This is a genomic window from Streptomyces sp. NPDC051636, from assembly GCF_044453765.1.
Classification (GTDB): domain Bacteria; phylum Actinomycetota; class Actinomycetes; order Streptomycetales; family Streptomycetaceae; genus Streptomyces.
Genome location: NZ_JBITDA010000001.1, coordinates 665,679 through 688,207 on the forward strand (window position 1 = coordinate 665,679; position 22,529 = coordinate 688,207).

Consider the following 22,529-nt stretch of genomic DNA (forward strand, 5'->3'; position numbering starts at 1 on the left):
CATTAGACGGCGGGAACGTCCTCAGCCGCCCACCCGCCACCTACCTCCGCCCTGGAGTCTGTCCGTGATTTCCGCCTCCGGTATCGAGCTGCGCGCCGGTGCCCGCATCCTCCTCGAGAACGCCAACTTCCGTGTCGCCAAGGGCGACCGCATCGGCCTGGTCGGCCGCAACGGCGCCGGGAAGACCACCCTCACCAAGTGCCTCGCCGGCGAGGGCGTCCCGGCCGCCGGCACCATCGCCCGCTCCGGTGAGGTCGGCTACCTCCCGCAGGACCCCCGCACCGGCGACCTCGACGTGCTCGCCCGCGACCGCATCCTCTCCGCGCGCGGGCTCGACGTACTGATCCGCAAGATGCGCGAGAACGAGCAGCGCATCGCCAATGGGCAGGGCGCCACCCGTGAGAAGGCCCTCAAGCAGTACGAGCGCCAGGAGACGGAGTTCCTCACCAAGGGCGGGTACGCCGCCGAGGCCGAGGCCGCCACCATCGCCGCCGCGCTGAACCTGCCCGACCGGGTGCTCGGCCAGCCCCTGCACACGCTCTCCGGCGGTCAGCGCCGCCGTGTCGAGCTGGCCCGGATCCTGTTCTCCGACGCGGACACCCTGCTGCTCGACGAGCCGACCAACCACCTCGACGCCGACTCGATCGTCTGGCTGCGGGACTACCTCAAGACCTACCGCGGCGGCTTCGTCGTGATCTCCCACGACGTCGACCTGGTCGAGACGGTCGTCAACAAGGTCTTCTACCTGGACGCCAACCGCTCCCAGATCGACATCTACAACATGGGCTGGAAGCTCTACCAGCAGCAGCGCGAGGCCGACGAGAAGCGCCGCAAGCGGGAGCGCGCCAACGCCGAGAAGAAGGCCGCCGCTCTGCATTCGCAGGCCGACAAGATGCGCGCCAAGGCCACCAAGACGGTCGCCGCGCAGAACATGGCCCGCCGCGCGGACAAGCTGCTGGCCGGCCTGGAGGCGGTCCGGCAGTCCGACAAGGTGGCCAAGCTCCGCTTCCCGGAGCCCGCGCCCTGCGGCAAGACCCCGCTGATGGCCGAGGGCCTGTCGAAGTCGTACGGCTCACTGGAGATCTTCACCGACGTCGACCTGGCCATCGACAAGGGCTCCCGGGTCGTCATCCTCGGCCTCAACGGCGCCGGCAAGACCACCCTGCTGCGGCTCCTCGCGGGCGTCGAGCAGCCGGACACCGGCGCGGTCGTCCCCGGCCACGGCCTCAAGCTCGGCTACTACGCCCAGGAGCACGAGACCCTGGACGCCGACCGCACGGTCCTGGAGAACATGCGCTCGGCCGCCCCCGACCTGGACCTCGTCGAGGTCCGCAAGGTGCTGGGCTCGTTCCTCTTCTCCGGCGACGACGTCGACAAGCCGGCCGGCGTCCTCTCCGGCGGCGAGAAGACCCGCCTCGCCCTCGCGACCCTGGTGGTGTCCTCGGCGAACGTGCTGCTGCTGGACGAGCCGACCAACAACCTCGACCCGGCCAGCCGCGAGGAGATCCTCGGCGCGCTGCGCACCTACAAGGGCGCCGTGGTCCTGGTCACCCACGACGAGGGCGCCGTCGAGGCGCTCCAGCCGGAGCGGATCATCCTGCTGCCGGACGGCGTCGAGGACCTGTGGGGCTCGGACTACGCGGATCTCGTCGCCCTGGCTTGATCGAATAGGTGATCCACTGCGTATGGATCATTCGGCCGATCCGTGATCCATCATCTGTGTGAGATCTCCTCGTACCGGAGTGTGTCCTACATCGATTTCGCGGCCGATCCCTTCGCCATCAAGGGATCGGCCGCTTCGCGTCTCTGACCTGGAAGTTCGCGAAAGAACCCGTTCGGCCGTACGGGCGCGCGTGTCTGGAATCACAGGTTCCGCTTGTGGGGATGTGCTCCTGTCGTCAAAACCGTGTCTCACGGACCTTGCCGAATGGGTGGCCATCGGGCCCCGGAGGGGTGATCATGAGGAGACCAGAGCGCACTTCCCATGAGGAGGCACGGGTGGCCGAGACTCTGAAGAAGGGCAGCCGGGTGACCGGCGCCGCGCGCGACAAGCTCGCGGCAGACCTGAAAAAGAAGTACGACTCCGGTGCGAGCATCCGGGCGCTGGCCGAGGAGACCGGCCGCTCGTATGGCTTCGTACACCGGATGCTCAGTGAGTCGGGTGTCACGCTCCGTGGGCGTGGCGGAGCGACCAGGGGCAAGAAGGCCGCAACGTCCTGATCCGGGCGGCCCATCGGCTTTCGATGGTGGCCACCCGGTCGGTCGGGTGATCGGCCGGGTGGTTACTGTGCAGTCACTTGGCTGACCGCACGCATCGGAGGCGCCCCATGGCCACGCCCGAGAAGGACCTCGTTCCCCTGCTCGACCAGGACGGGGTACGGCTCACCGTCGACGACGCGCTCGCCACGGTGACGCTGTCCAACCCGGCCAAGCGCAACGTCCAGAGCCCGGCTCTGTGGCGGGCGCTGGCTCAGGCCGGGCGGCTGCTGCCGGGCTCCGTCCGGGTGGTCGTGCTGCGCGGCGAGGGCAAGTCCTTCTCCGCAGGGCTCGACCGGCAGATGTTCACGCCCGAGGGGATCGAGGGCGAGCCGACCTTCGTCGACCTCGCGCGCCGTGACGACGCCGAGCTCGACGCGACCATCGCCGGTTACCAGGAGGCATTCACCTGGTGGCGCCGGAACGACATCGTGTCCGTCGCCGCCGTGCAAGGGCACGCCATCGGGGCCGGGTTCCAGCTGGCTCTCGCCTGTGACCTGCGCGTCGTCGCGCACGACGTGCAGTTCGCCATGCGCGAGACCGCCCTCGGGATCGTGCCCGACCTGACGGGCACGCACCCCCTGGTCGAGCTGGTCGGGTACGCCCGCGCGCTCGAAATCTGCGTGACCGGGCGGTTCGTGCAGGCCGGGGAGGCGGTGAGCTCCGGGCTGGCCAACATCGCGGTGCCGGCCGAGGAACTCGACGCCACGGTCCGCGACTTCACATCGGCACTGCTTGCGGCGCCGCGCGACGCCGTCGTCGAGACCAAGGCCCTGCTGCGCGGAGCGGCCGGCCGTACCTACGACGAGCAGCGCGCCGCCGAGCGCCTGGCCCAGGCACGGCGACTGCGGGACCTGGCCGGCGTGGGCGAGTGAGCCGTACGGGGTCAGCCGACCGCCGTCACCAGGACGGCCACGGTCGGGTGATCCCGTAGCGCGTCCCGCACGGCCGCGCGCACCCGCCGGGCCACGTCCAGGGCCCGGTGGCCGGCGTCCACGGCGACTTCCACCCGGACGTGGCGGCGCGGCAGGGCGGTCTCGTCCTGCCGCGCCTCGATGTGCACCGCCCTGCCCAGGCCGCCCAGCACGCCGGTCAGCCGGATCACGCCGGGCACGGAGAGGGCGGCCTCGGCCGCGCGCGCCTCGTCGGGGTCCGCGGTCTGCCGGACCGGCGCCGGCTGCGCCACGTCCGCGGCCGGAGCGGGCGGGACCTCGTCGTCCATCAGGGCCGTCACCCTCAGGTCCACCTCCGTGACCGTGAGGCCGACACCCCGCGCAGCGGCCGTCGCCAGCACCAGGCGCAGGCGGGACGCCGTGTCCGGCAGGGGCACGGCCGCCGTTGCCGCGACGTCCGCGGTCCGCCGCAGCGGCCCCGGCGACAGGGCACTCGGCGGCGGGGGTACGACGGGTTCCTCGGCGTCCTCGGGATCGGTGAGCGCGAGCCGCAGCGCACCGAGGCGCACCCCTGGCACCCCTCGTGCCGCGCGCCGCAGCACCACCCCCACCGCCCCTTCCGCGATCCACGCGCCCTCACACGCGCCGCCCAGCGGAAGCAGCCGGCCCAGGGCCGGCTGCTTCCGCACTGCCCGCGTCCATCGCTCCGCCGTCATTGCTCCAGCCTGACGCATCCACGGCGCTCGGCGGCGCAAGCACGCTCACCGTGGTCGAAGGAGCACGACCGAAGGGGACGTACGGCCACCCGCAGGACGCAGGCGACGCTGCGCGGCGGCGGGGATCCCGCCACCCGGGGACGGACCACCATTGCCGACGGGGTCGTCGCGAAGATCGCGGCGCAGGGTGGAGAGGGTGACCCGAGAGCAGCGGGTCACTGAGACGTGCTCCCTCTAGAACCCGTGCCGCATCCCCCCGTCGACCGGCACCATGATCCCCGTCAGATAGGACGCGGCCGGAGACAGCAAGAACGCCGCCACCCGCCCGAACTCCTCAGGCGTCCCGTACCGCCGCAACGGAATCCGCGACTCGTTGGCCGCCCGGGTGGCCTCCGGATCCGCGGACAACGCGTCCAGCTCACGCACGCGATCCGTGTCGATGCGCGACGGAAGCAGCCCCACCACCCGGATCCCCCGCGGCCCCAGCTCGTCCGCGATCGACTTGGCGAACCCGGCGAGCCCGGGCCGCAGCCCGTTGGAGACGGTCAGCCCCGGAATCGGCTCGTGCACCGACCCGGACAGCACGAACCCGATGACCCCGCCCGCCGCCAGCTCCGCGGCCGCCGCGCGAGCGACCCGTACCGCACCCAGGAACACCGACTCGAACGCGTCCCGCCACTGCTCGTCCGTGTTGTCGGCGACGAACCCCGGCGGCGGCCCGCCGACGCTGATCAGGACGCCGTCGAAGCCGCCGAAGTGCTCGCGGGCCGCCGCGATCAGCCGCTCGGCACACCCCGGGTCGGCGTTGTCGACGGCGACCCCGGCAGCGTTCCGGCCCAGCTCGGCCGCCGCGTCGGCGACCCGCTTCCCGTCCCGCCCCGTGATGACCACCTTCGCCCCGTCGGCGACGAGCTCGCGCGCGGCGGCGTTGCCCAGACCGCGCGTGGCCCCGGTGACGACGTACACCCGGTCCTTCAGTCCAAGATCCATGGCCCCTATCCTGCCCCGTCGGCACCGAACAGGGCGAGGGCGGTGTTCACCAGGCCGATGTGGCTGAACGCCTGCGGGAAGTTCCCCAGCTGGCAGCCGGCGGCCGGGTCGTACTCCTCGGACAGCAGCCCCACGTCGTTGGTGAGGCCCACCAGCCGGTCGAACAGCTCCCGGGCCTCCTGCGTCCGGCCCGTCATGTGCAGGGCGTCCGCGAGCCAGAAGGAGCACGCCAGGAAGACGCCCTCGGCGCCGGGCATCCCGTCGACGGACGTGTCATCGGTGTCGTAGCGGCGCACGAAGCCGCCCTGCCCCAACTCGGCCCGGACGGCGTCGACCGTGCCGACCACCCGCGGATCGCCGGGCGGCAGGAAGCCGACGCGCGGGATGAGCAGCACGGCCGCGTCGAGTTCGCGCGAGCCGTAGGACTGCGTGAAGGTGTTCCGCTCGGGGTCGTAGCCCTTCTCACACACCTCCCGGTGCACCTCGTCGCGCAGCGCGCGCCAGCCCTCCAGGTCGCCGCGCAGCTCCGGGTGCTCCTCCAGCGTGCGCACGGCACGGTCGGCGGCCACCCACACCATCACCTTGGAGTGCACGAACTGCCGCCGCCCGCCGCGCACCTCCCACAGGCCCTCGTCCGGCTGCCGCCACGCCGTGCGCAGGAACTGCAGCAGCACTCCCTGCAGCGACCACATGTGCGGCTTGGGCGTCATGCCCGCCTGCCGGGCCAGCGACAGCGAGTCCATGACCTCGCCGTACACGTCCAGCTGCAGCTGCTTGACCGCGTCGTTGCCGATCCGTACGGGTGCCGAGCCCGCGAAGCCGGGCAGCCAGGGCAGCTCGAACTCGGGCAGCCGGCGCTCGCCCGCCACGCCGTACATGATCTGCAGGTCCGCCGGGTCGCCCGCGACCGCGCGCACCAGCCAGTCGCGCCAGGCCTCCGCCTCCTTGTGGTAGCCCGCGGCCAGCAGGGCGCCGAGGGTGAGAGTGGAGTCGCGCAGCCAGCAGTAGCGGTAGTCCCAGTTGCGCACGCCGCCCAGTTCCTCGGGGAGCGAGGTGGTGGCCGCGGCGACGATGCCGCCGGTCGGCTTGTAGGTGAGGGCCTTGAGGGTGATGAGGGAACGGACGACCGCGTCCCGGTACGGCCCCTTGTAGCGGCAGCGGGACACCCAGCGCCGCCAGTCCGTGACGCTGGTCCGCAGGGAGCCGTACGGGTCGACGAGCGGGGGGCGCGGCTGGTGCGAGGGGTGCCAGGTGAGGACGAACGCGACCCGCTCGCCCGCGGTGAGGTGGAACTGCGAGTGGGTGCCGAAGTCCTCGCCCCAGGTGTGCACCGCCGGTTCGCTGCGCAGCCACACCGCGTCGGGGCCGGCGACGGCGACCCGGTGACCGCCGGACCGGCGCATCCACGGCACGATCGAGCCGTAGTCGAAGCGCAGGCGGAGGGTGCTGCGGACGGCGACCCGGCCGGAGAGGCCCTCGACGATGCGTACGACGTCGGGGGCCTGGTCGCGCTGCGGCATCAGGTCGGTGACCCGCACCGAGCCCTCGGGGGTGTCCCACTCGGTGTCGAGCACCAGGGTGTCGCGGCGGTAGGCGCGGCGGGTGCAGGCGCCGGCGCCCTCGGGGGCGATCCTCCAGTGACCGTGCTCCTCGTCGCCCAGGAGCCTGGCGAAGCAGGCGGCGGAGTCGAAGCGGGGCAGACACAGCCAGTCGATGGAGCCGTCCCTGGCGACCAGGGCCGCGGTCTGCTCGTCGCCGATGAGAGCGTAGTCCTCGATGCGCGGATGCACGGATCTCCGGATTCCCGGTGCGCAGGTGCCGCAATCAGCCGGCTGGGCCAGGAAGGTGACCGGCAGGACCTGTCGCCGAGCCCACGCCCGAGAAGATCACGCCCGGGTCCGAGGGAGCCTGGTTCAGCACCCACAGGCCGATCAGCGTGGCCAGGGCGAAGACAGCCGCGATCAGCACGGCGAGCACGAGCCGGCGCCGGCGCTCCCGGCGCAGCCACTCGCCGCGTGCCGTGCGATAGGCGTCGGGGGCGGCCCGGACTCCGCCCGCCAGCGCGGCGAGGGCCTCCTGCAGCTCCCGCTCGGTCCGGTCGGGACTGGTGCCATGCGACGGAGTCGCATCTCGATGCGTCATCGCCGGGCCTCCATCGCCTGGGTCAGGGCGGCGATGCCGCGCGCCGTGTGGGTCTTCACGGATCCGCAGGAGATCCCCATGGCCGCCGCTATCTCGCTCTCCTTCAGCCCGAGCCAGTGCCGCAGCACCAGCGCCTCGCGCTGCCGGGCCGGCAGCCGCTGGAGCGCGGCGATCAGGACGCGCTGGTCGTCCTGGAGGAGCGCGGCGCTCTCCGCGGAGGCGACCAGCTCGTCCGCCGGTCTCTCCTCGTGTCTGCGGGCCACCTGGAGATGGCGTATCCGCATCCGGGTCAGGTTGCAGACGGTGGAGCGCAGATACGCCTCCGCCGCCTCGGTGTCCCTGAGCCGCCGCCACTTCCGGTAGATCTGGTAGTAGGCCTCGGCGACCACGTTCTCCGGGTCGTCCGCGCCGAGCAGGACGGCGAGGCGCAGCATCGAGGCGTAGTGCAGCTCGAACAGCCGGGCCACGCCGGCCTCGCGTGCCAGATCCTCCGGGTCGCTCGCCACGGGGGTGAGCGGTTCGACCGGGGCGGCGGGCCGGGGCACGGGGGCCGGTGTGACGGACGTGTTCTGTCTGCGTCTCACGGGTTGTTCGCTTCCGTCTCGGGGCGGCGCCTGACGGTGAGGCGCGGCGGCAGGTCGGTCAGGTCGGCGCCGCGCGGGACGCCGAGGCGTTCGAGGGCCGCGGTTCCGGCCACGGCGACGGTCAGGTTGAGCAGCAGAGCCGCGAGCCCGGCGTAGACCTCCAGCGGTCCGAAACCGAGGGTGACGATCGACGAGAAGCCCTCCCGCACCACCAGGAAGGTTCCGGCCGCCATTCCCACGCCCCACCCGGCGAACAGCGCCCGCGGATGCAGCCGTCCGGTGAACAGCCCCACGGCCACCGCCGGGAAGACCTGCAGGATCCACACCCCGCCGAGCAGCTGGAGGTTGACGGCGTCCTGGTCGCGCAGCCCGAACACGAACGCCACCGCGCCGACCTTGGCGGTGAGCGACACCGCCTTGGCGATGCGCACCTGCCGCTTGGGCGTGGCGGTCGGGTGGACGTACTCGACGTACACGTTCCGCACGAAGCTCGTGGCGGCGGCGATCGACATGACGGCGGCCGGCACCAGTGCCCCCACCGCGATGGCGCCGAACACCAGCCCGGCCAGCGGCCCCGGCATCAGCCTGTCGACCAGCATCGGTACGGCGGCCTCCGCACCGCCCTTCGGCGCCCGCACCCCCGCCGCGAGCGCCGCGACGCCGAGGAAGCCGAACAGCGCGAGCAGCCCGGTCCAGGCGGGCAGGGCCACAGCCGCCTTGCGCAGGGTGCGCGGGCCGTCGGCGGCGAAACCGGCGGTGAGCACGTGCGGGTACATCAGCAGCGCCAGCGCGGAGCCCAGGGCGAGGGTGGCGTAGGCGGGCTGCTGGGCGGGGGAGAGGAGCAGGGGGGAGTGCGCCGGGTCGGGGCCGCCCAGCCGCCGGGCCGCGCCGTCGAAGACCGGGCCGGGGCCGCCGAGCCGGGCGAGGACCAGCCAGGTCACCGCGGTCAGTGAGACGAACACCGCGACCGCCTTGAGGGCGGAGATGACGGTGGGCGCCCGCAGCCCGTGCCGGTAGGTCGCCACCGCGAGCCCCGCGAACAACGCCACCATCGCCAGGTCCCCGGCCGCGCCCCGCGGATACACGCCCCCGGCCGTCAGCACCGCGCGGATGCCGAGCAGTTGCAGCGCGAGGTAGGGCATCGTCGCCAGGATCCCGGTCAGCGCGACCACCAGCGCCAGCGGCGCCGAACCGTACCGGCCGCGCACGAAGTCGGCGGCGGTGACGTAGCCGTGCCGGCGGGCCACCGTCCACAGGCGGCTGAGCAGCACGAAGGCCAGCGGGCAGACGATCACCGTGTACGGCACCGCGAAGAAGGCGGGCGCGCCGTTGCCGTAGGCGAGTCCCGGTACGGCGGTGAAGGTGTAGGCGGTGAAGATCGTGCCGCCCAGCAGGAACCAGGTCCACCCGGGGCCGAGGCTCCGGTCGGCCAGCGCCCAGCCCTCCAGGGAGGGCAGCCGGTCGTTCGGGCGCAGGCGGCGCGCGGTGACGGCGAGCAGCGACGCCCCGCCGATCACGGCGAGGAACGTCGCGGTCATGGCTGTCCCGGCCATGGATCACCGTCCTCGGTGTGCCTGTGCCCTCGCGGAAGAGTTGCGCCGGAGCCCGGATCGGAGGACAGAAAACCGGCGGGAAATCGCCTGGAAATTCGCTGTCAACCACTTCCGGCGGGTGGGCAACTCTTGCACAGACCGACGGCGAGCGGGAGAGCCGTCGTCGCTGATCGCCGCACACCTCGTGTCACGAGGTGCCCACGTCACCGCTGAGGTGAGGAGCCGCCATGCCTGTGTCAGCCCTGCCCGAATCCGGTCCCGAGGTGTCCGTCAGATCACGTATGCCCCTCCGTTCGGTCCTGCTGTGGGCCGTCGTCTCGCTCCTCGGCGCCGTCGCCTGGGGTGTCCTCGCGCTGGCCCGCGGCGAGAAGATCTCCGCGGTCTGGCTCGTGGTGGCCGCGCTCGGCTCGTACGCCATCGCCTACCGCTTCTACTCCCGCTTCATCACCCGCCGTGTGCTGCAGCCGGACGACCGGCGTGCCACTCCCGCCGAACGCCTGGAGGACGGCGTCGACTTCCAGCCCACCGACCGCCGGGTGCTCCTCGGCCACCACTTCGCCGCCATCGCCGGCGCCGGCCCGCTGGTGGGACCGGTGCTCGCGGCGCAGATGGGGTACCTGCCCGGCACGCTCTGGATCGTCGCCGGAGTGATCTTCGCCGGGGCGGTGCAGGACATGGTCGTGCTGTTCCTGTCCATGCGGCGGGACGGCAGGTCGCTGGGGCAGCTGGCCCGCGACGAGATCGGCCGGGCGGGCGGCGCCGCGGCGCTGGTCGCGGTCTTCGCCATCATGATCATCCTGCTCGGTGTGCTGGCCCTGGTGGTCGTCAACGCCCTGGCCCACTCCCCGTGGGGCACCTTCTCCGTGGCCATGACCATCCCGATCGCCCTGTTCATGGGCTTCTGGCTGCACCGCTTCCGGCCCGGCCGGGTCGTCGAGGCCAGCTTCATCGGGGTCGCGCTGCTGCTGTTCGCCATCGCCGGCGGCAGCTGGGTGCAGGACTCCTCGCTGGCCGGCGCGTTCACGCTGAGCCCGACGACCCTGGTCTTCTGCCTGATCGGCTACGGCTTCGTCGCCTCCGTGCTGCCGGTGTGGATGCTGCTCGCGCCCCGCGACTACCTCTCCACCTTCATGAAGATCGGCACCATCGCGCTGCTCGCCGCCGGCGTCGTGGCCGCCGCGCCCGTGCTCCACGCGGACGCGGTCAGCAAGTTCGCGGGCTCCGGGGCGGGCCCGGTCTTCGCGGGCTCGCTCTTCCCGTTCCTCTTCATCACGATCGCCTGCGGCGCGCTGTCCGGCTTCCACGCCCTGGTCGCCTCCGGTACGACTCCGAAGCTCATCCAGAAGGAGTCCCAGGTCCGGATGATCGGCTACGGCGCCATGCTGATGGAGTCGTTCGTCGCGATCATGGCGCTGATCGCCGCCGCGACCCTGGAGCCGGGCCTGTACTACGCGATGAACGCGCCCGCCGGGCTGCTCGGGACGACGGCCCAGTCGGCGTCGCACGCCGTGGCGGGCCTCGGCTTCACCATCACCCCCGACCAGTTGACCCATGCGGCGAGGGCCGTCGAGGAACAGACGCTGATCGCCCGCTCCGGCGGTGCGCCCACCCTCGCGGTCGGCATGTCGGAGATATTCTCCGGGGTGTTCGGCGGCACCGCGATGAAGGCCTTCTGGTACCACTTCGCGATCATGTTCGAGGCGCTGTTCATCCTGACCACCGTCGACGCGGGTACCCGGGTCGGACGCTTCATGCTCCAGGACATGCTCGGCAACGTGTGGCGGCCGGCCGGCCGGGTCAACTGGAAGCCGGGTATCTGGCTGTGCAGCGGCCTGGTCGTGGCCGCCTGGGGCTACTTCCTGTACACCGGCGCCACCGACCCGCTCGGCGGGATCAACCAGCTCTTCCCGCTCTTCGGCATCGCCAACCAGCTCCTCGCCGCCATCGCCCTCGCGGTGTGCACGACCGTCCTCGTCAAGTCCGGGCGGCTGCGCTGGGCCTGGGTCACCGGCATCCCGCTGGCCTGGGTGGTCGCGGTCACCTTCACCGCCGGCTGGCAGAAGATCTTCTCCGGCGACCCCCGCGTCGGCTTCTTCGCCCAGCGCGCGCGGTACGCGGACGCCATCGACACCGGGCAGGTCCTGCCGCCCGCCAAGAACCTCGACGACATGCACACCGTGGTCACCAACTCCACCGTCGACGGCGTCCTGATCGCGCTGTTCCTGCTGCTGGTCGCGGTCGTCGTCGCGAACGCGGCGGTGGTGTGCGTGCGGGCGGTCCGCTCGCCGGGGACGCTGCCGACCACCGAGGCGCCGTACGCCGAGTCCCGCATCGACGTGCCCGAGCAGACCGGCGAACCCCTGGTGGGAGCCCGCTCGTGAACGCCCGGCGGTGGGTGCGGGCGGTGCGCTGGTACCTGCGGGAGCTGACCGGCGAGGCCGAGTACGACCGCTACTGCGAGCGCCACCGGAACCGGCACCCGCGTGCCCCGGTACCGACCCGCCGGGAGTACCAGGTGCTGCGCGCGCTGCACCGGGAGACGCACCCGCAGGGCCGCTGCTGCTGAGACGCACACCAAGACTGTGGGGCGGGCGACAGGCACCCGCCCCACGCCTTTCCCCCTTCCCCCCGTCCGACCGGGACCGACATGCTCAGACGCCGCTCCGCCCTGGTGATCCGCCCCGAGCTCGACGACCGCGCGCTCCACTCGACGCTGGCCGAACTGCGCACCGCCCAGCCGTTCCACGGGCTCGGCGCCGGCCGTACCCGCCCCCTCTGGGAGCCGGTCGCCCGGCTGCTGTGCGAGACAGGGCGCGACTGGGACCGGCGGACGCACCGGATGTCCGTACTGGCGCGGCACCTGCCGCCCGCGGTGTCCGAACGCTGGTCCGCCGACCGGCCCGGCGACGGTGACGCCCTGGTGCTGCGCGCCTGCGTGCTGTCGGCGCGGGCCGGGGCCGAGGGGTGGGGCGCCGCCCGGGAGGCCGAGCGGGCGTGTCTGGGCGCCGCCGGGGTGTGCCCCGAGGACCCGGCTCCGTGGCTGGCGCTGCTGGAGGTGATGCATGCGTTCGCCGTCCCGGTCCGGGATGCCGTGCCCGTGTGGACCGAGGCCGTCCAGCGGGCCCCCTGGCAGCGGGCCGCCTACCACCGGATGCTGCGGTACCTGTCACCGCGCGGGCACGGCACGGTGGCCGACATGCTGGACTTCGCGCGGCAGGGCGCGGCCCGTGCGCCGTACGGCTCACCGCTCGCCCTGCTCCCCGTCGCGGCCCGGGTGGAGCTCGTCGCCCACCGGCAGCGGCGGATGCCGTTCGGGGCCGACGGCCACTGGTACGAGCCCCGGGCGGCCGAGGAGGTGGAGGCGGCCCTGGCCCGCTGGTTCCGAGCCGGCACCGCGTCGCACGCCGAGGCCGTCGCCGACCTGAACATCCTCGCCTTCGCCCTGACCCGGACCCACCGCCCGGCCGACGCCGCTCCCGTCTTCCGCCGCATCGCCCGCCACATGACGCCTCGGCCCTGGGACCTGCTGCCCGAGCCGGAGCGCACCTTCCTCTACTGGTGCGAGCGGCTGGGCGCGTGAGGGCTCACACCACGGCGGTCGCCGGCTCCTCGCTCGGCCGCCCGGCCGCCTCCGCCCGGGACCGGGCCTCGCGGCGTACCAGGACGAACCACCCGTAGGGGACGGCCGCGGCGAACAGCCACCACTGGACCATGTACGCGTAATTCAGCGGTGCGTCTTCCTTGCCGGGGTCCGAGATCTGCTCGGGAGTGCCGCCCTTCGGCTCCGGTGCGGTCTGCTGGATGTAGCCGCCCAGCACCTGGGCGCCCAGGCGCCGTCCCTGCTCCTCGCTGTTGATCAGCATGATCTGCCGGTCCGGCAGCCCCTTGATCTCCTTGATGCCGCTGGCCGCCGTCGTCTCGTCGGCCATCAGACGCCCGGTGACGGTGATCCGGCCGCCGGGCGGTGCGGGGACCTTCGGGAAGCTGGTCTGCGCCCCGTTCGCGGGAATCCAGCCGCGGTTGACCAGAAGGATCTTGCCGTCCGTCAGGACGAACGGGGTGAGGACGTGGAAGCCGACCTCGTCGTCGGCGTTGACCCGGCGCCGGACGACCACTTCCCGTGCGGTGTCGAAGGTGCCCGTCGCGGTGACGGTGCGGTATTTCTCGGCACGGGTGACGGCATGCCCCGGGGAGGTCAGCTTCTCCACCGGCACCGGCTTGGCCGACAGCGCCTCGGCGACCAGCTGGTTGCGGGCGCTGCGCATCTCGTACCGGTGCTTCTGCCAGAAGCCCAGCCAGATCATCGCGGGGATCAGGAGCAGGGCGATCAGGGTGAGGATCACCCACTGCCGGGTCAACAGGAAGCGGTACACCCCACGACCGTACAACTCGGTCGTGGGGTGCAATCGGGCGGGTACCGGGTCACACCTTGTCGACGACGCCCACCTTCCCGTCGGACCGTGCGCAGTGGGCGCCGCAGTACCAGCGGCCCTCTGCCTCGACGCCCTGGCCGATGATCTGCACCCGGCAGTGTTCGCAGATGGGTGCCATACGGTGGATCGCGCAGGAGAAGCAGTCGAAGACGTGCACCGCGCCCTGGGCGTGCACCTCGAAGGTCATGCCGTAGTCGTTGCCGCAAACTTCACATCTCGCCATGCGCCACAGAGTGAGCCGTCGCCGTCGCCCGGGCGAGCGGGCGCCGGGCGAGTCGCCCGGTAATCACCCATCCGTACGGTCACCCGTCCCTACGGTCATCCATCCGTACGATCACTCCTCCGACGCCGGCTCCACATCCACGAGGAGCTGCCCGAACGCGCCCTCGTCGACGACCGGCGTCCCGTACTGCCGCGCCTTGACCGCCTTCGACGTGCCCGAGTCGGGATCGTTGGTGACCAGCAGACTGGTCAGCCGGGAGATGCTGGTCGCGACGTGCAGCCCCGCCTCGGTCGCCCGGTCCTCCAGGAGCTCGCGCTCGACCGAGGTGTCCCCGGAGAACGCCACCCGCATGCCCTGTTTGAGGCGTTTGCCCTCTTCGTACCGTCCCGGGTTGGGATAGGGGCACGCGGGCCGCTTGCGGGCCGGGCGCCAACCGCCCGGCCGGTAGCCGCCGTAGCCCCCGCCGCTGCCGGCCTGGCGGCCGATCCGGGGCGCGGGCCGGTCCTGCCACTCGGTCAGCGGCCGGCACTCCAGCAGCGGCAGCCGTACACCGCCCTCGGCCGCGGCCCGCAGGCTGGGCCGGAACGCCTCCGCCAGCACGCGCGCGTCGTCCAGCGCGTGGTGCGCGCGCCGCTGCACCACCCCGAAGTGCGCCGCCAGCGACTCCAGCTTGTGGTTGGGCAGCGGCAGGCCCAGCTCCTTGGCGAGCGCGATCGTGCACAGCCGCTGCCGCACCGGGGCCTCGCGCTCCGCACGCGCGTACTCCCGCGCGATCATCTGCCAGTCGAAGACGGCATTGTGCGCGACCAGCACCCGGCCTTCCAGCCGGGCGGCGAACTCCTCGGCGATGTCCGCGAACAGCGGTGCGCCCTCGAGGACCTCACTCGTCAGACCGTGGATCCACACCGGTCCCGGGTCGCGCTCCGGATTGACCAGCGTGTACCAGTGGTCCTCGACCTCACCGCGCGCGTCCAGCCGGTAGACGGCCGCGGAGATTATCCGGTCGTCCCGGGCCAGGCCCGTGGTCTCCACGTCAACGACCGCGTATCCCTGGGGATACGCGGTCGGCCACCGGGTGGGGGAGGACGCTGCCGTCGTGAGGTCTTCGAGCATGGTCACTGAGGATACGGGCCACGACTGACAGTCCCCTCCCGGAGGTTCGGGTCCGGTGCCGTAAATGTCCACGTGCGCGGCTATGGACGTTTTCACCGCCCGGTGCGACCGTGCTGCCGCCCGGCGGTTGACGGCCCAGGGAAGGGCGGTACGGCATGGCACGCGTACGGTACGGCGCGCGGACCGAGGCGGAGGTCAGGGCCGCGCGCACCGCGAGCGCGAAGCTCCCCGGCATCTGGTCCACCGGCGTGGTGGCCCTGTGGGAGACCGATCCGGACGCGGTGGCGGCGGTGCTCCCGCCCCCGCTGAAACCGACCGGACGCCCTCTGGTCCGGGTCACCGTCAGCAGGGTCGACCTGCCCGGATACCCGCTCGAGGCGGGCTCGTTCGCGGTCGCCGCCGACCACGACGGGACCGAGGGCTGGTACCCGCTCGTCATGCCGATGACCCACGAACGCGCCCTCACCGGCGGCCGCGAGGTCTTCGGGGAGCCCAAGAAGCTCGGCGAGGTGACGGTGGAACGGGACGGTCTCGTCGTCCGCGCGTCGATGGCCCGGCACGGCATCGCCTTCGTCGAGATGCGCGGCGCCGTCGGCCGGCAAGTGCCGCTGCCCGAGCCGTCACGGAAGACCGACTTCTACTTCAAGTTCCTTCCCGCGGTGGACGGTTCCGGCTTCGACGCGGATCCGGTACTCGTGCACTGCGTGCGCCACGAGACGGTGCGCAGGCTGGAGGCGGTCACCGGGGACGTCGTCCTGCGCGAGTCCGTGTACGACCCCGTCGCCGACCTCCCCGTCCACCGTCTGCTGGAGATCACCCTCGGCGAGAAGACCAGCGACCAGCGCGGCCGGGTCGTCGAACGGGTCGACGCGCAGGCGCTGTTGCCGTACGTGCACCAGCGGTACGACGATCCGCGCCAGGTCCTGGACGCACCACGGAGGAGAGCCTCTGATGGAGCTGCGGGAAGGTCAGGTCGCCGTCGTCACCGGCGCCGCGAGCGGTATCGGCCTCGCGATGGCCCGGCGGTTCGCGGCCGAGGGGCTGAAGGTGGTCCTCGCCGACGTCGAGGCGGCCGCCCTGGACAAGGCCGCCGACGACCTGCGCGCGGAGGGTGCCGACGTACACGCGCGCGTGGTCGACGTCGGTGTCCGCGAACAGGTCCTGGGGCTCGCCGAGTCGGCGTACGCGACGTACGGCGCCGTGCTCGTCCTGTGCAACAACGCCGGGGTCGGCTCGGGCGCCGAGGGCCGCATGTGGGAGCACGACCCGAACGACTGGCAGTGGGCCTTCGCGGTCAACGTCTGGGGCGTCTTCCACGGCGTCGAGGCCTTCGCGAACGGCACTGCGGCAGTCGCCCTGTTGCCCGTCACGGCTCCCACGGAGCAGGTCGTCGAGGAGATCCGCCGCTCCCGGGAGTCCGGCCTCGGCGCCCTGATGATCCCCGCGATGTGGGCCGGCAAGGAGCCCTACCACGACCGCCGTTACGACCCGGTGTGGGCGGCGGCCGCCGAGTGCGGCATGCCGGTCCTCACCCACTCCGGCAGCGCGCCCCGCCAGGAGTACGGCGACCACCTGGGGATCTTCGTGAGCGAGGTGACCTGGTGGCCCGCCCGCCCGTTGTGGTTCCTGCTCTGGTCCGGCGTCTTCGAGCGCCACCCCGACCTGCGTTTCGGTGTCGCCGAGTCGGGCTGCTGGTGGCTGCCGAACCTGCTGTGGTTCATGGACCGCCTCTACCTCGGCGCGCACGGCGGCAAGAAACTCTCCCCCTTCCAGGAGCTCACGCGCCCGCCGCACGAGTACCTCGACCGGCAGGTCTTCGTCTGCGCCACCAACACCAAGCGCCGCGAGCTGGCCCACCGCTACGAGATCGGCGTCGACAACATCCTCTGGGGCAGCGACTTCCCGCATCCCGAGGGCACCTGGCCCGACACACGCGCGTGGCTGAAGCGCACCTTCCACGACATCCCGGTGACCGAGACGCGCCGCATGCTGGGCCTGGCGGCGGCCGAGGTCTTCGGCTTCGACGTGGCGCAACTGACCCCGCTGGCCCGCCGTATCGGCCCTGCGCCCGCCGACCTGGGCCAACCGGACGACCAGGCGGCCGTCGAGGCGTCCTGGGCACGCTCGCGCGAGGCGGGGCGGCACTGGCTGACCGGCCACGACTTTCCGGTGCTGGGGGTGACCCCGTGAGCTCTCCGGGCGAGGACCGCTACACCGTCATCTCCGCCGACTGCCACGCGGGAGCCGACCTCCTCGACTACAAGCCGTACCTGGAGCGGCGGTTCCATGAGGACTTCGACGCCTGGGCGGCCACGTACGTCAACCCGTACGAGGACCTGCTCGCCGACTCCGCCGACCGGAACTGGGACTCCGAGCGCCGGCTGGCCGAGCTGGAGGAGGACGGGATCGTCGCGGAGGTGGTCTTCCCGAACACCATCCCGCCGTTCTTCCCCTCCAAATCCCTGATGGCACCTGCGCCGACGGCGCAGGACTTCGACCGCCGCTGGGCGGGCCTGCGCGCCCACAACCGCTGGCTGGCGGACTTCTGCGCGGCCGCGCCGGGACACCGGGCGGGCGTCTTCCAGATCCTCCTGAACGACGTGGGGGAGGCGGTGAGGGAGATCAGGCGGGCGGTCGGGGCGGGCCTGCGAGGGGGGGGTGCTGCTGCCGGGTACTCCGCCGGGCTCCGGCCTTCCCGAGCTGTACTCGTCGGCGTACGACCCGATCTGGGCCGTCTGCGCGGAACTCGGCGTTCCCGTCAACCACCACGCGGGCTCGGCGGCCCCGCCGCTCGGCGACGAGCCGGCCGCCCGCGCGGTCTTCATGGTCGAGACGACCTGGTTCTCCCACCGCGCGTTGTGGCACCTCGTCCTCGGTGGTGCCTTCCGCCGCCACCCGGGCCTGCATCTGGTCCTGACCGAGCAGGGCTCGGGCTGGATCCCCGGGGTCCTCGACATGCTGGACTACTACCACGGCCGCCTGGTCGCCGCCGCGACGAAGGCGCCCACGGCCGAGTCCAGGTTCGGCGCGGGCCTGGCGGCCGGCACGGGCAGCGCGCCGTCCGAGGTCTGGCGCGAGAACTGCCACGTCGGCGCCAGCTTCATGCGCCCCCACGAGGTGCCGCTGCGCGACCGCATCGGCGTCGACAAGATCATGTGGGGCAGCGACTACCCCCACGACGAGGGAACCCACCCGTACTCCCGGGAGGCCCTTCGCTTCACGTTCGCGGGCGTGCCCCGGGACGAACTCACGGCCATGCTCGGCGGCAACGCCGCCCGCGTGTACGGCTTCGACCTGGACCTCCTCGACCCGATCGCGGCGCAGGCCGGCCCGACGGCGGCGGAGATCGCCGAGCCCCTGCCCGAACCGCCCGCCGACGCGACCAGTCCGGTGTTCGCGCGGGGAGCGTCGGTACGGGTCTGGTGACGGCCGCCAGTGAGATCCTCGCTGCTGTGACGGAACCAACCCACGACGAGGCGCACAGCGGCGCGTTGGGCTCGCGTCTGAACTGGCTGCGGGCGGCCGTCCTCGGCGCGAACGACGGCATCGTGTCCACCGCCGGCCTCGTCGTCGGCGTGGCCGGCGCGACGGACTCCCGCGCCGCCCTGCTCACGGCGGGCCTGGCCGGGCTGCTCGCCGGGTCGATGTCGATGGCGGCGGGCGAGTACGTGTCCGTCTCCACGCAGCGCGACTCGGAGAAGGCCGCCCTGGCGGTGGAGAAACGGGAACTGCGCGAGCAGCCCGAGGCCGAACTGGAGGAGCTGACCGAACTGCTGGAGGAGCGCGGACTGTCCCGGCAGGTCGCCCGGGAGGCCGCGGAGCAGCTCACCGCGCGGGACGCGCTCAGGGCCCACGCGCGCGTGGAGCTGGGCATCGACCCGGACGAGCTGACCAACCCCTGGCACGCGGCCTGGGCGAGCTTCCTGGCCTTCACGGCCGGGGCCCTGCTGCCCCTCCTGGCCATCGTGCTGCCGCCTGCGGACCGGCGGTTGCCGGTGACGGTGGTGTCCGTGCTGATGGCGTTGGTCTTCACCGGGTGGAGCAGCGCGCGGCTGGGGGCGGCGGCGCCCGGCCGGGCGGTGGTGCGGAACGTGGGGGGCGGGGCGCTGGCCATGGGGGTGACGTACGCGGTGGGGGCTCTGCTGGGGGCGGCGGGGGTGTGACGGTCGGATCCCGGGGGTGAGGCGTTCGGGCGGGAAGTGCCCGGTGCCGACGGCAGGACGGCCGCCGAGGACGGCCGCCACGCCATTCCGGCCCGCGCTCAGACCCAGCGAGCCGCGTCCGTCCCCCAGGGCACCGGAGACCGCGCCCAGTCGGCCGGGGCGCCCGCGAAGGACACGGCCGGCCGTGCGTACCGCAGCCGCCCGAGCCCGCTGTCCGTCTCGGCGAGCCAGGCGTCCGGCCCGTCGTACGGGAGGTGGCCGTCCGCGCCCCGCTCCAGCCCGTCCGTCAGCCAGTACGCGGTCCGGGCCAGCGCCAGCCGGACGAAGCGGCTCCCGCCGTCGTACGCCTGCTCGGTCAGCGCCCGCAGTACGGCACTCGCGAGCAGATAACCGGTGCCGTGGTCGAGTGCCTGCGCGGGAAGCGCACCGGGCCCGTCGGCCGACCCCTCGACGGCCGCGATGCCGGTGGCGACCTGCACCAGGCTGTCGAAGCCGCGCCGCCCGCCCCAGGGCCCGTACGCGCCCCACGCCGACACCTGCGCCACGACCAGCCCGGGCCGCCGCTCGGCCAGCGCCTCGGGGGAGAGGCCGAACCGGTCCAGGGCGCCCGGCCGGTACCCGGTGACCACCACGTCCGCCGCGGCCAGCAGCTCCTCGAAGGCCCCCCGGTCCGTGGCGAGGTCCAGGGCCGCCGACCGCTTCCCGAAGCCCGTGTCGGCGTGCTGGTCGGGCAGTTCGGGCAGGTGCGGGGGGTCCACCCGCAGGACGTCCGCGCCCAGCAGGGCGAGCGTGCGGGTGGCGACCGGGCCCGCGAGGACCCGGGTCAGGTCCAGGACGCGCAGCCCGGCGGCGGGCAGCAGGGGAGAGGCGTTCTCCACAGACGGCAGTACGCGGGTGGGTGCCGAGTCCAGCCGTCCGCGCTCGACCAGCGGCCGGCCGGCGACCGCGGCGGCCTGCTCGTGCGCGGCCCACTCCGCGGGCGTGCGGAGGGCGACCGCGAGACCCCCGGCGCCGTACACCGTTTCCTCGACCTCGCGCGCGCACCGCTCGGCGAGCCGGGCCGCGACGTCCTCCACGGGGGCCGGGGCGTCCTCCGGCAGCCCGAGCGCGGTCAGCAACCGTGCCCGGTGGTGGGGGTAGTTGGCGTGCGTACGCACCCATCCGTCGGCCGTGCGCCAGAACCGCGACAGCGGCGCGAACACGACCGGCGCCCGCCCGTCGACCAGCAGCTGCCGCTCGCTGCGGAAGGCGGTCGCGACCGCCCCGTCGTCCACCCGCACCTCCGGCACCTCGGCGAGTCCGGCCCGCCGCGCCCCCAGTTCGGCGGCGGCCAGCGCGCAGGCGCCCACGCAGGAGCGGGCCAGTTCCCGCACGGGCAGCTTGGCTCCGAGCGCTGCCCGGCGTACGACGGTGGACACACGCGAGAGCAGAGCGGGATCGCCGCCCACCGCGTCCCATGCACTCTTGATTGGAGTCATGACTGCACTATGCACTATTGATTCAATCAACCTTGGAGGGGGCGGCCCACCACAGGCGCACCTCCTTGCGCACGTCCGTGGGACGCAGCTCCCAGCCCTGGGCTTGAGCGACCTCGGCCACGTACCGTCCGCCGACTCGGACATGACGGAGATCCCGCCGCACGAGACGCCGGGCCGGACGGTCACCCCGTCCGGCCCGGATCTCCCCCGCACTGGGCCTACTTGGTCACGGCAGCCAGTGCGTCCGCCGTGCCGAAACCGTAGAAGCCGTTGTGGTTCTTCGGCCCCTCGCACACCGCGTCGACCTTGCCGTCCCCGTTGATGTCGTACGGGTCCGTGCACGGCGTGGCGTCGGCCTCCGCGTACAGCAGGGCCTTCACCAGGGCCGCGGAGGCGTGCGGATGGGTTGACTTGATCAATGCGGCGACACCCGCGACGTGCGGGGTCGCCATCGACGTGCCCGCCATGTAACCCCACGTGCCACCGGGCAGCGGGCCCAGGATGAGGCCGCTGGTCGCCGGGGGCTCCGGCTTCTGGTACGTCGTCGAGTCGCCGCCGGGCGCGGCTATGTCGATCATGCCCAGGCCGTAGTTGGAGAACGACGACTTGATGCCCTTCGCGCCGGTCGCCGCGACCGTCACGACGCCCGGCAGCTGGGTCGGGATGTCGAAGCACTCGTGCGGGTCGATCACCCGGTCCGACGGCGTGGAGTCGTTCGGGGAGACCGGGTCGGTGATCGAGTCGGAGGCCAGGTCGTAGCTCTCGTTGCCCGCCGCCGCGACGTTGACCGCGCCCTTGCGCTCCGCGTACCGGGAGGCCCGGGTGATGGCGTCCACCAGGGCCTTCTGGTCCGGGTCGGTGGTGCAGTTGAAGTACCAGGGGTCGGTGTAATAGCTGTTGTTGGTCACGTCGACGCCGTGCTCGGCCGCCCACACGAAGCCGCAGACCACGGCCTCGGTGTAGAAGTAGCCGTTCGGGTTGGCCACCTTGATGCCGGCGACCTGCACGCCCGGCGCCACGCCCGTGATGCCGACGCCGTTCTTCGCGCCGGCGATCTCACCGGCCACGTGCGTGCCGTGCGGGCTCTCGCTCGCGCTGGGCCGCCAGGCGCCGTCGGTGGTGTCCGGCTTGCCCGAGACGCAGTTGGCGGAGGCCTGCCGGTCGAAGTTGGGCGCGATGTCGGGGTGGGTGTCGTCGACGCCGGTGTCGATGACGGCGACCGTGACGTTCCGGCTGCCGAGCGTCTTCTCGTGCGCCTTGTCCGCCTTGATGGCGGGCAGATCCCACTGCAACGGCTCCAACGGGTCCTGCCCGTCGGCCGCCTGCGCGTCCGCGACCCGCTCGGCGCTCAGCACCTCGGGCGTGCCGACGTCGGTGGTCGACTGGGCGGGCAGCGGCGCGGTGCGCGTGGCACCGGCCGAGTCGACGCCGCGCACCCTGCGGATGGCCGTGGCGAAGCCGGGGTTCGACGAGTGGACGACGATCACGCCGATCCTGTCGTACGTCATCACGATGGAGCCGCCCGCCGCGGTGATCGCCTTCCGCACCGACGCGATGGTGTGGTGGTCGGCCCTGGTGTTCACGACGTACGCGAGGTTCGGGCCGTCGGCCGCGTGCGTCGCCTCCGCCGTCAGCGGGGCCGCCGACGCCGCCGAGGGGAGGAAGCCGAGCGACGCGGTGAGCGACAGCGCGACCGGTACGGCAAGGGCGAGCCGGCGTCTGGAGCGCAGATGAGGCATGGGATCTCCACATCATCCGGAGTCATCCGAAACGAGACCGGCCCGAGACACAGGTCGTGCTCGGGCAGGTACATGACTGGTGGTGCAGGGCGAAGCTATCTCCCCGTCTCGCCGGCCAGCAATGACTTCCAGAGACGACTTCCGAAAGAACTCATAGGACTTGAACCGGACCTCGCGTGGCGCCGTGGACCTTCGACGGGGAGCCCGAGCAGGATCGAGCCCCCGCCGCAAACCGCCCGCAACACG

At 72.7% G+C, this 22,529-nt stretch carries 18 protein-coding genes and 5 pseudogenes; 12 read left to right on the forward strand and 11 right to left on the reverse strand.

Annotation, left to right across the window (positions count from 1 at the left end):
- Positions 1-64: 64 nt before the first annotated feature.
- The 3 genes from abc-f (at position 65) to ACIBBH_RS03165 (ending at position 3,131) form a co-directional block, all read left to right on the forward strand.
- A complete protein-coding gene (abc-f, locus tag ACIBBH_RS03155) occupies positions 65-1,663 on the forward strand; it encodes a ribosomal protection-like ABC-F family protein (protein WP_399401338.1) in 1,599 nt (532 codons plus the stop codon).
- Between the two features lie 335 nt (positions 1,664-1,998).
- The gene (locus ACIBBH_RS03160) at positions 1,999-2,220 is read left to right on the forward strand and encodes a helix-turn-helix domain-containing protein (RefSeq protein ID WP_010355597.1); all 222 of its coding nucleotides are present in this window, start codon (positions 1,999-2,001) and stop codon (positions 2,218-2,220) included.
- A gap of 107 nt (positions 2,221-2,327) precedes the next feature.
- Positions 2,328-3,131: an enoyl-CoA hydratase/isomerase family protein gene (locus ACIBBH_RS03165; protein WP_399401340.1), complete on the forward strand. Its 804-nt coding sequence runs from the start codon at positions 2,328-2,330 to the stop codon at positions 3,129-3,131.
- 11 nt (positions 3,132-3,142) lie between these two features.
- On the opposite strand, the gene ACIBBH_RS03170 is transcribed toward ACIBBH_RS03165, so the two are convergent.
- A complete protein-coding gene (locus ACIBBH_RS03170; RefSeq protein WP_399401341.1) occupies positions 3,143-3,865 on the reverse strand; it encodes a nucleopolyhedrovirus P10 family protein in 723 nt (240 codons plus the stop codon).
- Between the two features lie 9 nt (positions 3,866-3,874).
- On the opposite strand from ACIBBH_RS03170, the pseudogene ACIBBH_RS03175 reads away from it, so the two are divergent.
- Positions 3,875-4,045: pseudogene (locus tag ACIBBH_RS03175) on the forward strand (Asp23/Gls24 family envelope stress response protein); the annotation flags it as partial.
- Positions 4,046-4,099: 54 nt separating this feature from the next.
- Here the strand turns inward: ACIBBH_RS03175 and ACIBBH_RS03180 are convergent.
- Genes ACIBBH_RS03180 through ACIBBH_RS03200 form a run of 5 tightly spaced genes read right to left on the reverse strand, consistent with a single transcriptional unit; the run spans position 4,100 to position 9,134 of the window.
- Positions 4,100-4,855: an SDR family oxidoreductase gene (locus ACIBBH_RS03180; RefSeq protein WP_399401343.1), complete on the reverse strand. Its 756-nt coding sequence runs from the start codon at positions 4,853-4,855 to the stop codon at positions 4,100-4,102.
- Positions 4,856-4,860: 5 nt separating this feature from the next.
- Positions 4,861-6,645 carry a glycoside hydrolase family 15 protein gene (locus ACIBBH_RS03185; protein WP_399401345.1) on the reverse strand — a complete coding sequence of 595 codons (1,785 nt, stop codon included), beginning with the start codon at positions 6,643-6,645 and terminating at the stop codon, positions 4,861-4,863.
- Between the two features lie 34 nt (positions 6,646-6,679).
- Positions 6,680-6,997, reverse strand: coding sequence for a hypothetical protein (locus tag ACIBBH_RS03190; protein WP_399401347.1), 318 nt, complete (start codon positions 6,995-6,997; stop codon positions 6,680-6,682).
- On the reverse strand, positions 6,994-7,581 hold the full coding sequence (locus ACIBBH_RS03195) for a sigma-70 family RNA polymerase sigma factor (RefSeq protein ID WP_399401349.1): 588 nt from the start codon (positions 7,579-7,581) through the stop codon (positions 6,994-6,996). Before ACIBBH_RS03195 ends, ACIBBH_RS03190 begins: the two co-directional genes overlap by 4 nt.
- Entirely contained in the window at positions 7,578-9,134 is a 1,557-nt protein-coding gene (locus ACIBBH_RS03200; protein WP_399401351.1) for a sodium:solute symporter, read from the reverse strand. Before ACIBBH_RS03200 ends, ACIBBH_RS03195 begins: the two co-directional genes overlap by 4 nt.
- Before the next feature lie 227 nt (positions 9,135-9,361).
- On the opposite strand from ACIBBH_RS03200, the gene ACIBBH_RS03205 reads away from it, so the two are divergent.
- The 3 genes from ACIBBH_RS03205 to ACIBBH_RS03215 all read left to right on the forward strand — a co-directional run bounded on the left by ACIBBH_RS03205 (position 9,362) and on the right by ACIBBH_RS03215 (position 12,714).
- Complete coding sequence (locus ACIBBH_RS03205) at positions 9,362-11,515, forward strand: carbon starvation CstA family protein (RefSeq protein ID WP_399401352.1); 2,154 nt, start codon at positions 9,362-9,364, stop codon at positions 11,513-11,515.
- Positions 11,512-11,700, forward strand: coding sequence for a YbdD/YjiX family protein (locus tag ACIBBH_RS03210; protein WP_399401354.1), 189 nt, complete (start codon positions 11,512-11,514; stop codon positions 11,698-11,700). The genes ACIBBH_RS03205 and ACIBBH_RS03210 overlap by 4 nt, the downstream gene beginning before the upstream one ends.
- 81 nt (positions 11,701-11,781) lie before the next feature.
- On the forward strand, positions 11,782-12,714 hold the full coding sequence (locus ACIBBH_RS03215; protein WP_399401356.1) for a hypothetical protein: 933 nt from the start codon (positions 11,782-11,784) through the stop codon (positions 12,712-12,714).
- 4 nt (positions 12,715-12,718) lie between these two features.
- Here the strand turns inward: ACIBBH_RS03215 and ACIBBH_RS03220 are convergent, their stop codons facing one another.
- From ACIBBH_RS03220 to ACIBBH_RS03230, 3 genes are all read right to left on the reverse strand, one after another.
- Positions 12,719-13,507, reverse strand: coding sequence for an SURF1 family protein (locus tag ACIBBH_RS03220; protein ID WP_399401358.1), 789 nt, complete (start codon positions 13,505-13,507; stop codon positions 12,719-12,721).
- A gap of 49 nt (positions 13,508-13,556) precedes the next feature.
- Complete coding sequence (locus ACIBBH_RS03225) at positions 13,557-13,790, reverse strand: hypothetical protein (protein WP_399401360.1); 234 nt, start codon at positions 13,788-13,790, stop codon at positions 13,557-13,559.
- Between the two features lie 111 nt (positions 13,791-13,901).
- Positions 13,902-14,903 (reverse strand): DEDDh family exonuclease, encoded by a 1,002-nt coding sequence (locus tag ACIBBH_RS03230; protein WP_399401362.1) that lies wholly within the window; start codon positions 14,901-14,903, stop codon positions 13,902-13,904.
- Between the two features lie 155 nt (positions 14,904-15,058).
- Here ACIBBH_RS03230 and ACIBBH_RS03235 point away from each other — a divergent pair.
- From ACIBBH_RS03235 to ACIBBH_RS03255, 5 genes and pseudogenes are all read left to right on the forward strand, one after another.
- Positions 15,059-15,838, forward strand: a pseudogene (locus ACIBBH_RS03235) (acetoacetate decarboxylase family protein); the annotation flags it as partial.
- A 16-nt stretch (positions 15,839-15,854) separates the two neighbouring features.
- Positions 15,855-16,235: pseudogene (locus tag ACIBBH_RS03240) on the forward strand (SDR family NAD(P)-dependent oxidoreductase); the annotation flags it as partial.
- Between the two features lie 2 nt (positions 16,236-16,237).
- Positions 16,238-17,093, forward strand: a pseudogene (locus tag ACIBBH_RS03245) (amidohydrolase family protein); the annotation flags it as partial.
- A pseudogene (locus ACIBBH_RS03250) lies at positions 17,090-18,329 on the forward strand (amidohydrolase family protein). The pseudogenes ACIBBH_RS03245 and ACIBBH_RS03250, both read left to right, overlap by 4 nt.
- 26 nt (positions 18,330-18,355) lie before the next feature.
- Positions 18,356-19,066: a VIT family protein gene (locus ACIBBH_RS03255; RefSeq protein ID WP_399401364.1), complete on the forward strand. Its 711-nt coding sequence runs from the start codon at positions 18,356-18,358 to the stop codon at positions 19,064-19,066.
- Between the two features lie 98 nt (positions 19,067-19,164).
- Here ACIBBH_RS03255 and ACIBBH_RS03260 read toward each other — a convergent pair whose 3' ends face one another.
- Both ACIBBH_RS03260 and ACIBBH_RS03265 read right to left on the reverse strand, forming a co-directional pair.
- Complete coding sequence (locus ACIBBH_RS03260) at positions 19,165-20,544, reverse strand: CoA transferase (protein ID WP_399401366.1); 1,380 nt, start codon at positions 20,542-20,544, stop codon at positions 19,165-19,167.
- A 218-nt stretch (positions 20,545-20,762) separates the two neighbouring features.
- Positions 20,763-22,283 (reverse strand): S8 family peptidase, encoded by a 1,521-nt coding sequence (locus ACIBBH_RS03265; protein ID WP_399401368.1) that lies wholly within the window; start codon positions 22,281-22,283, stop codon positions 20,763-20,765.
- Between the last annotated feature and the right edge of the window lie 246 nt (positions 22,284-22,529).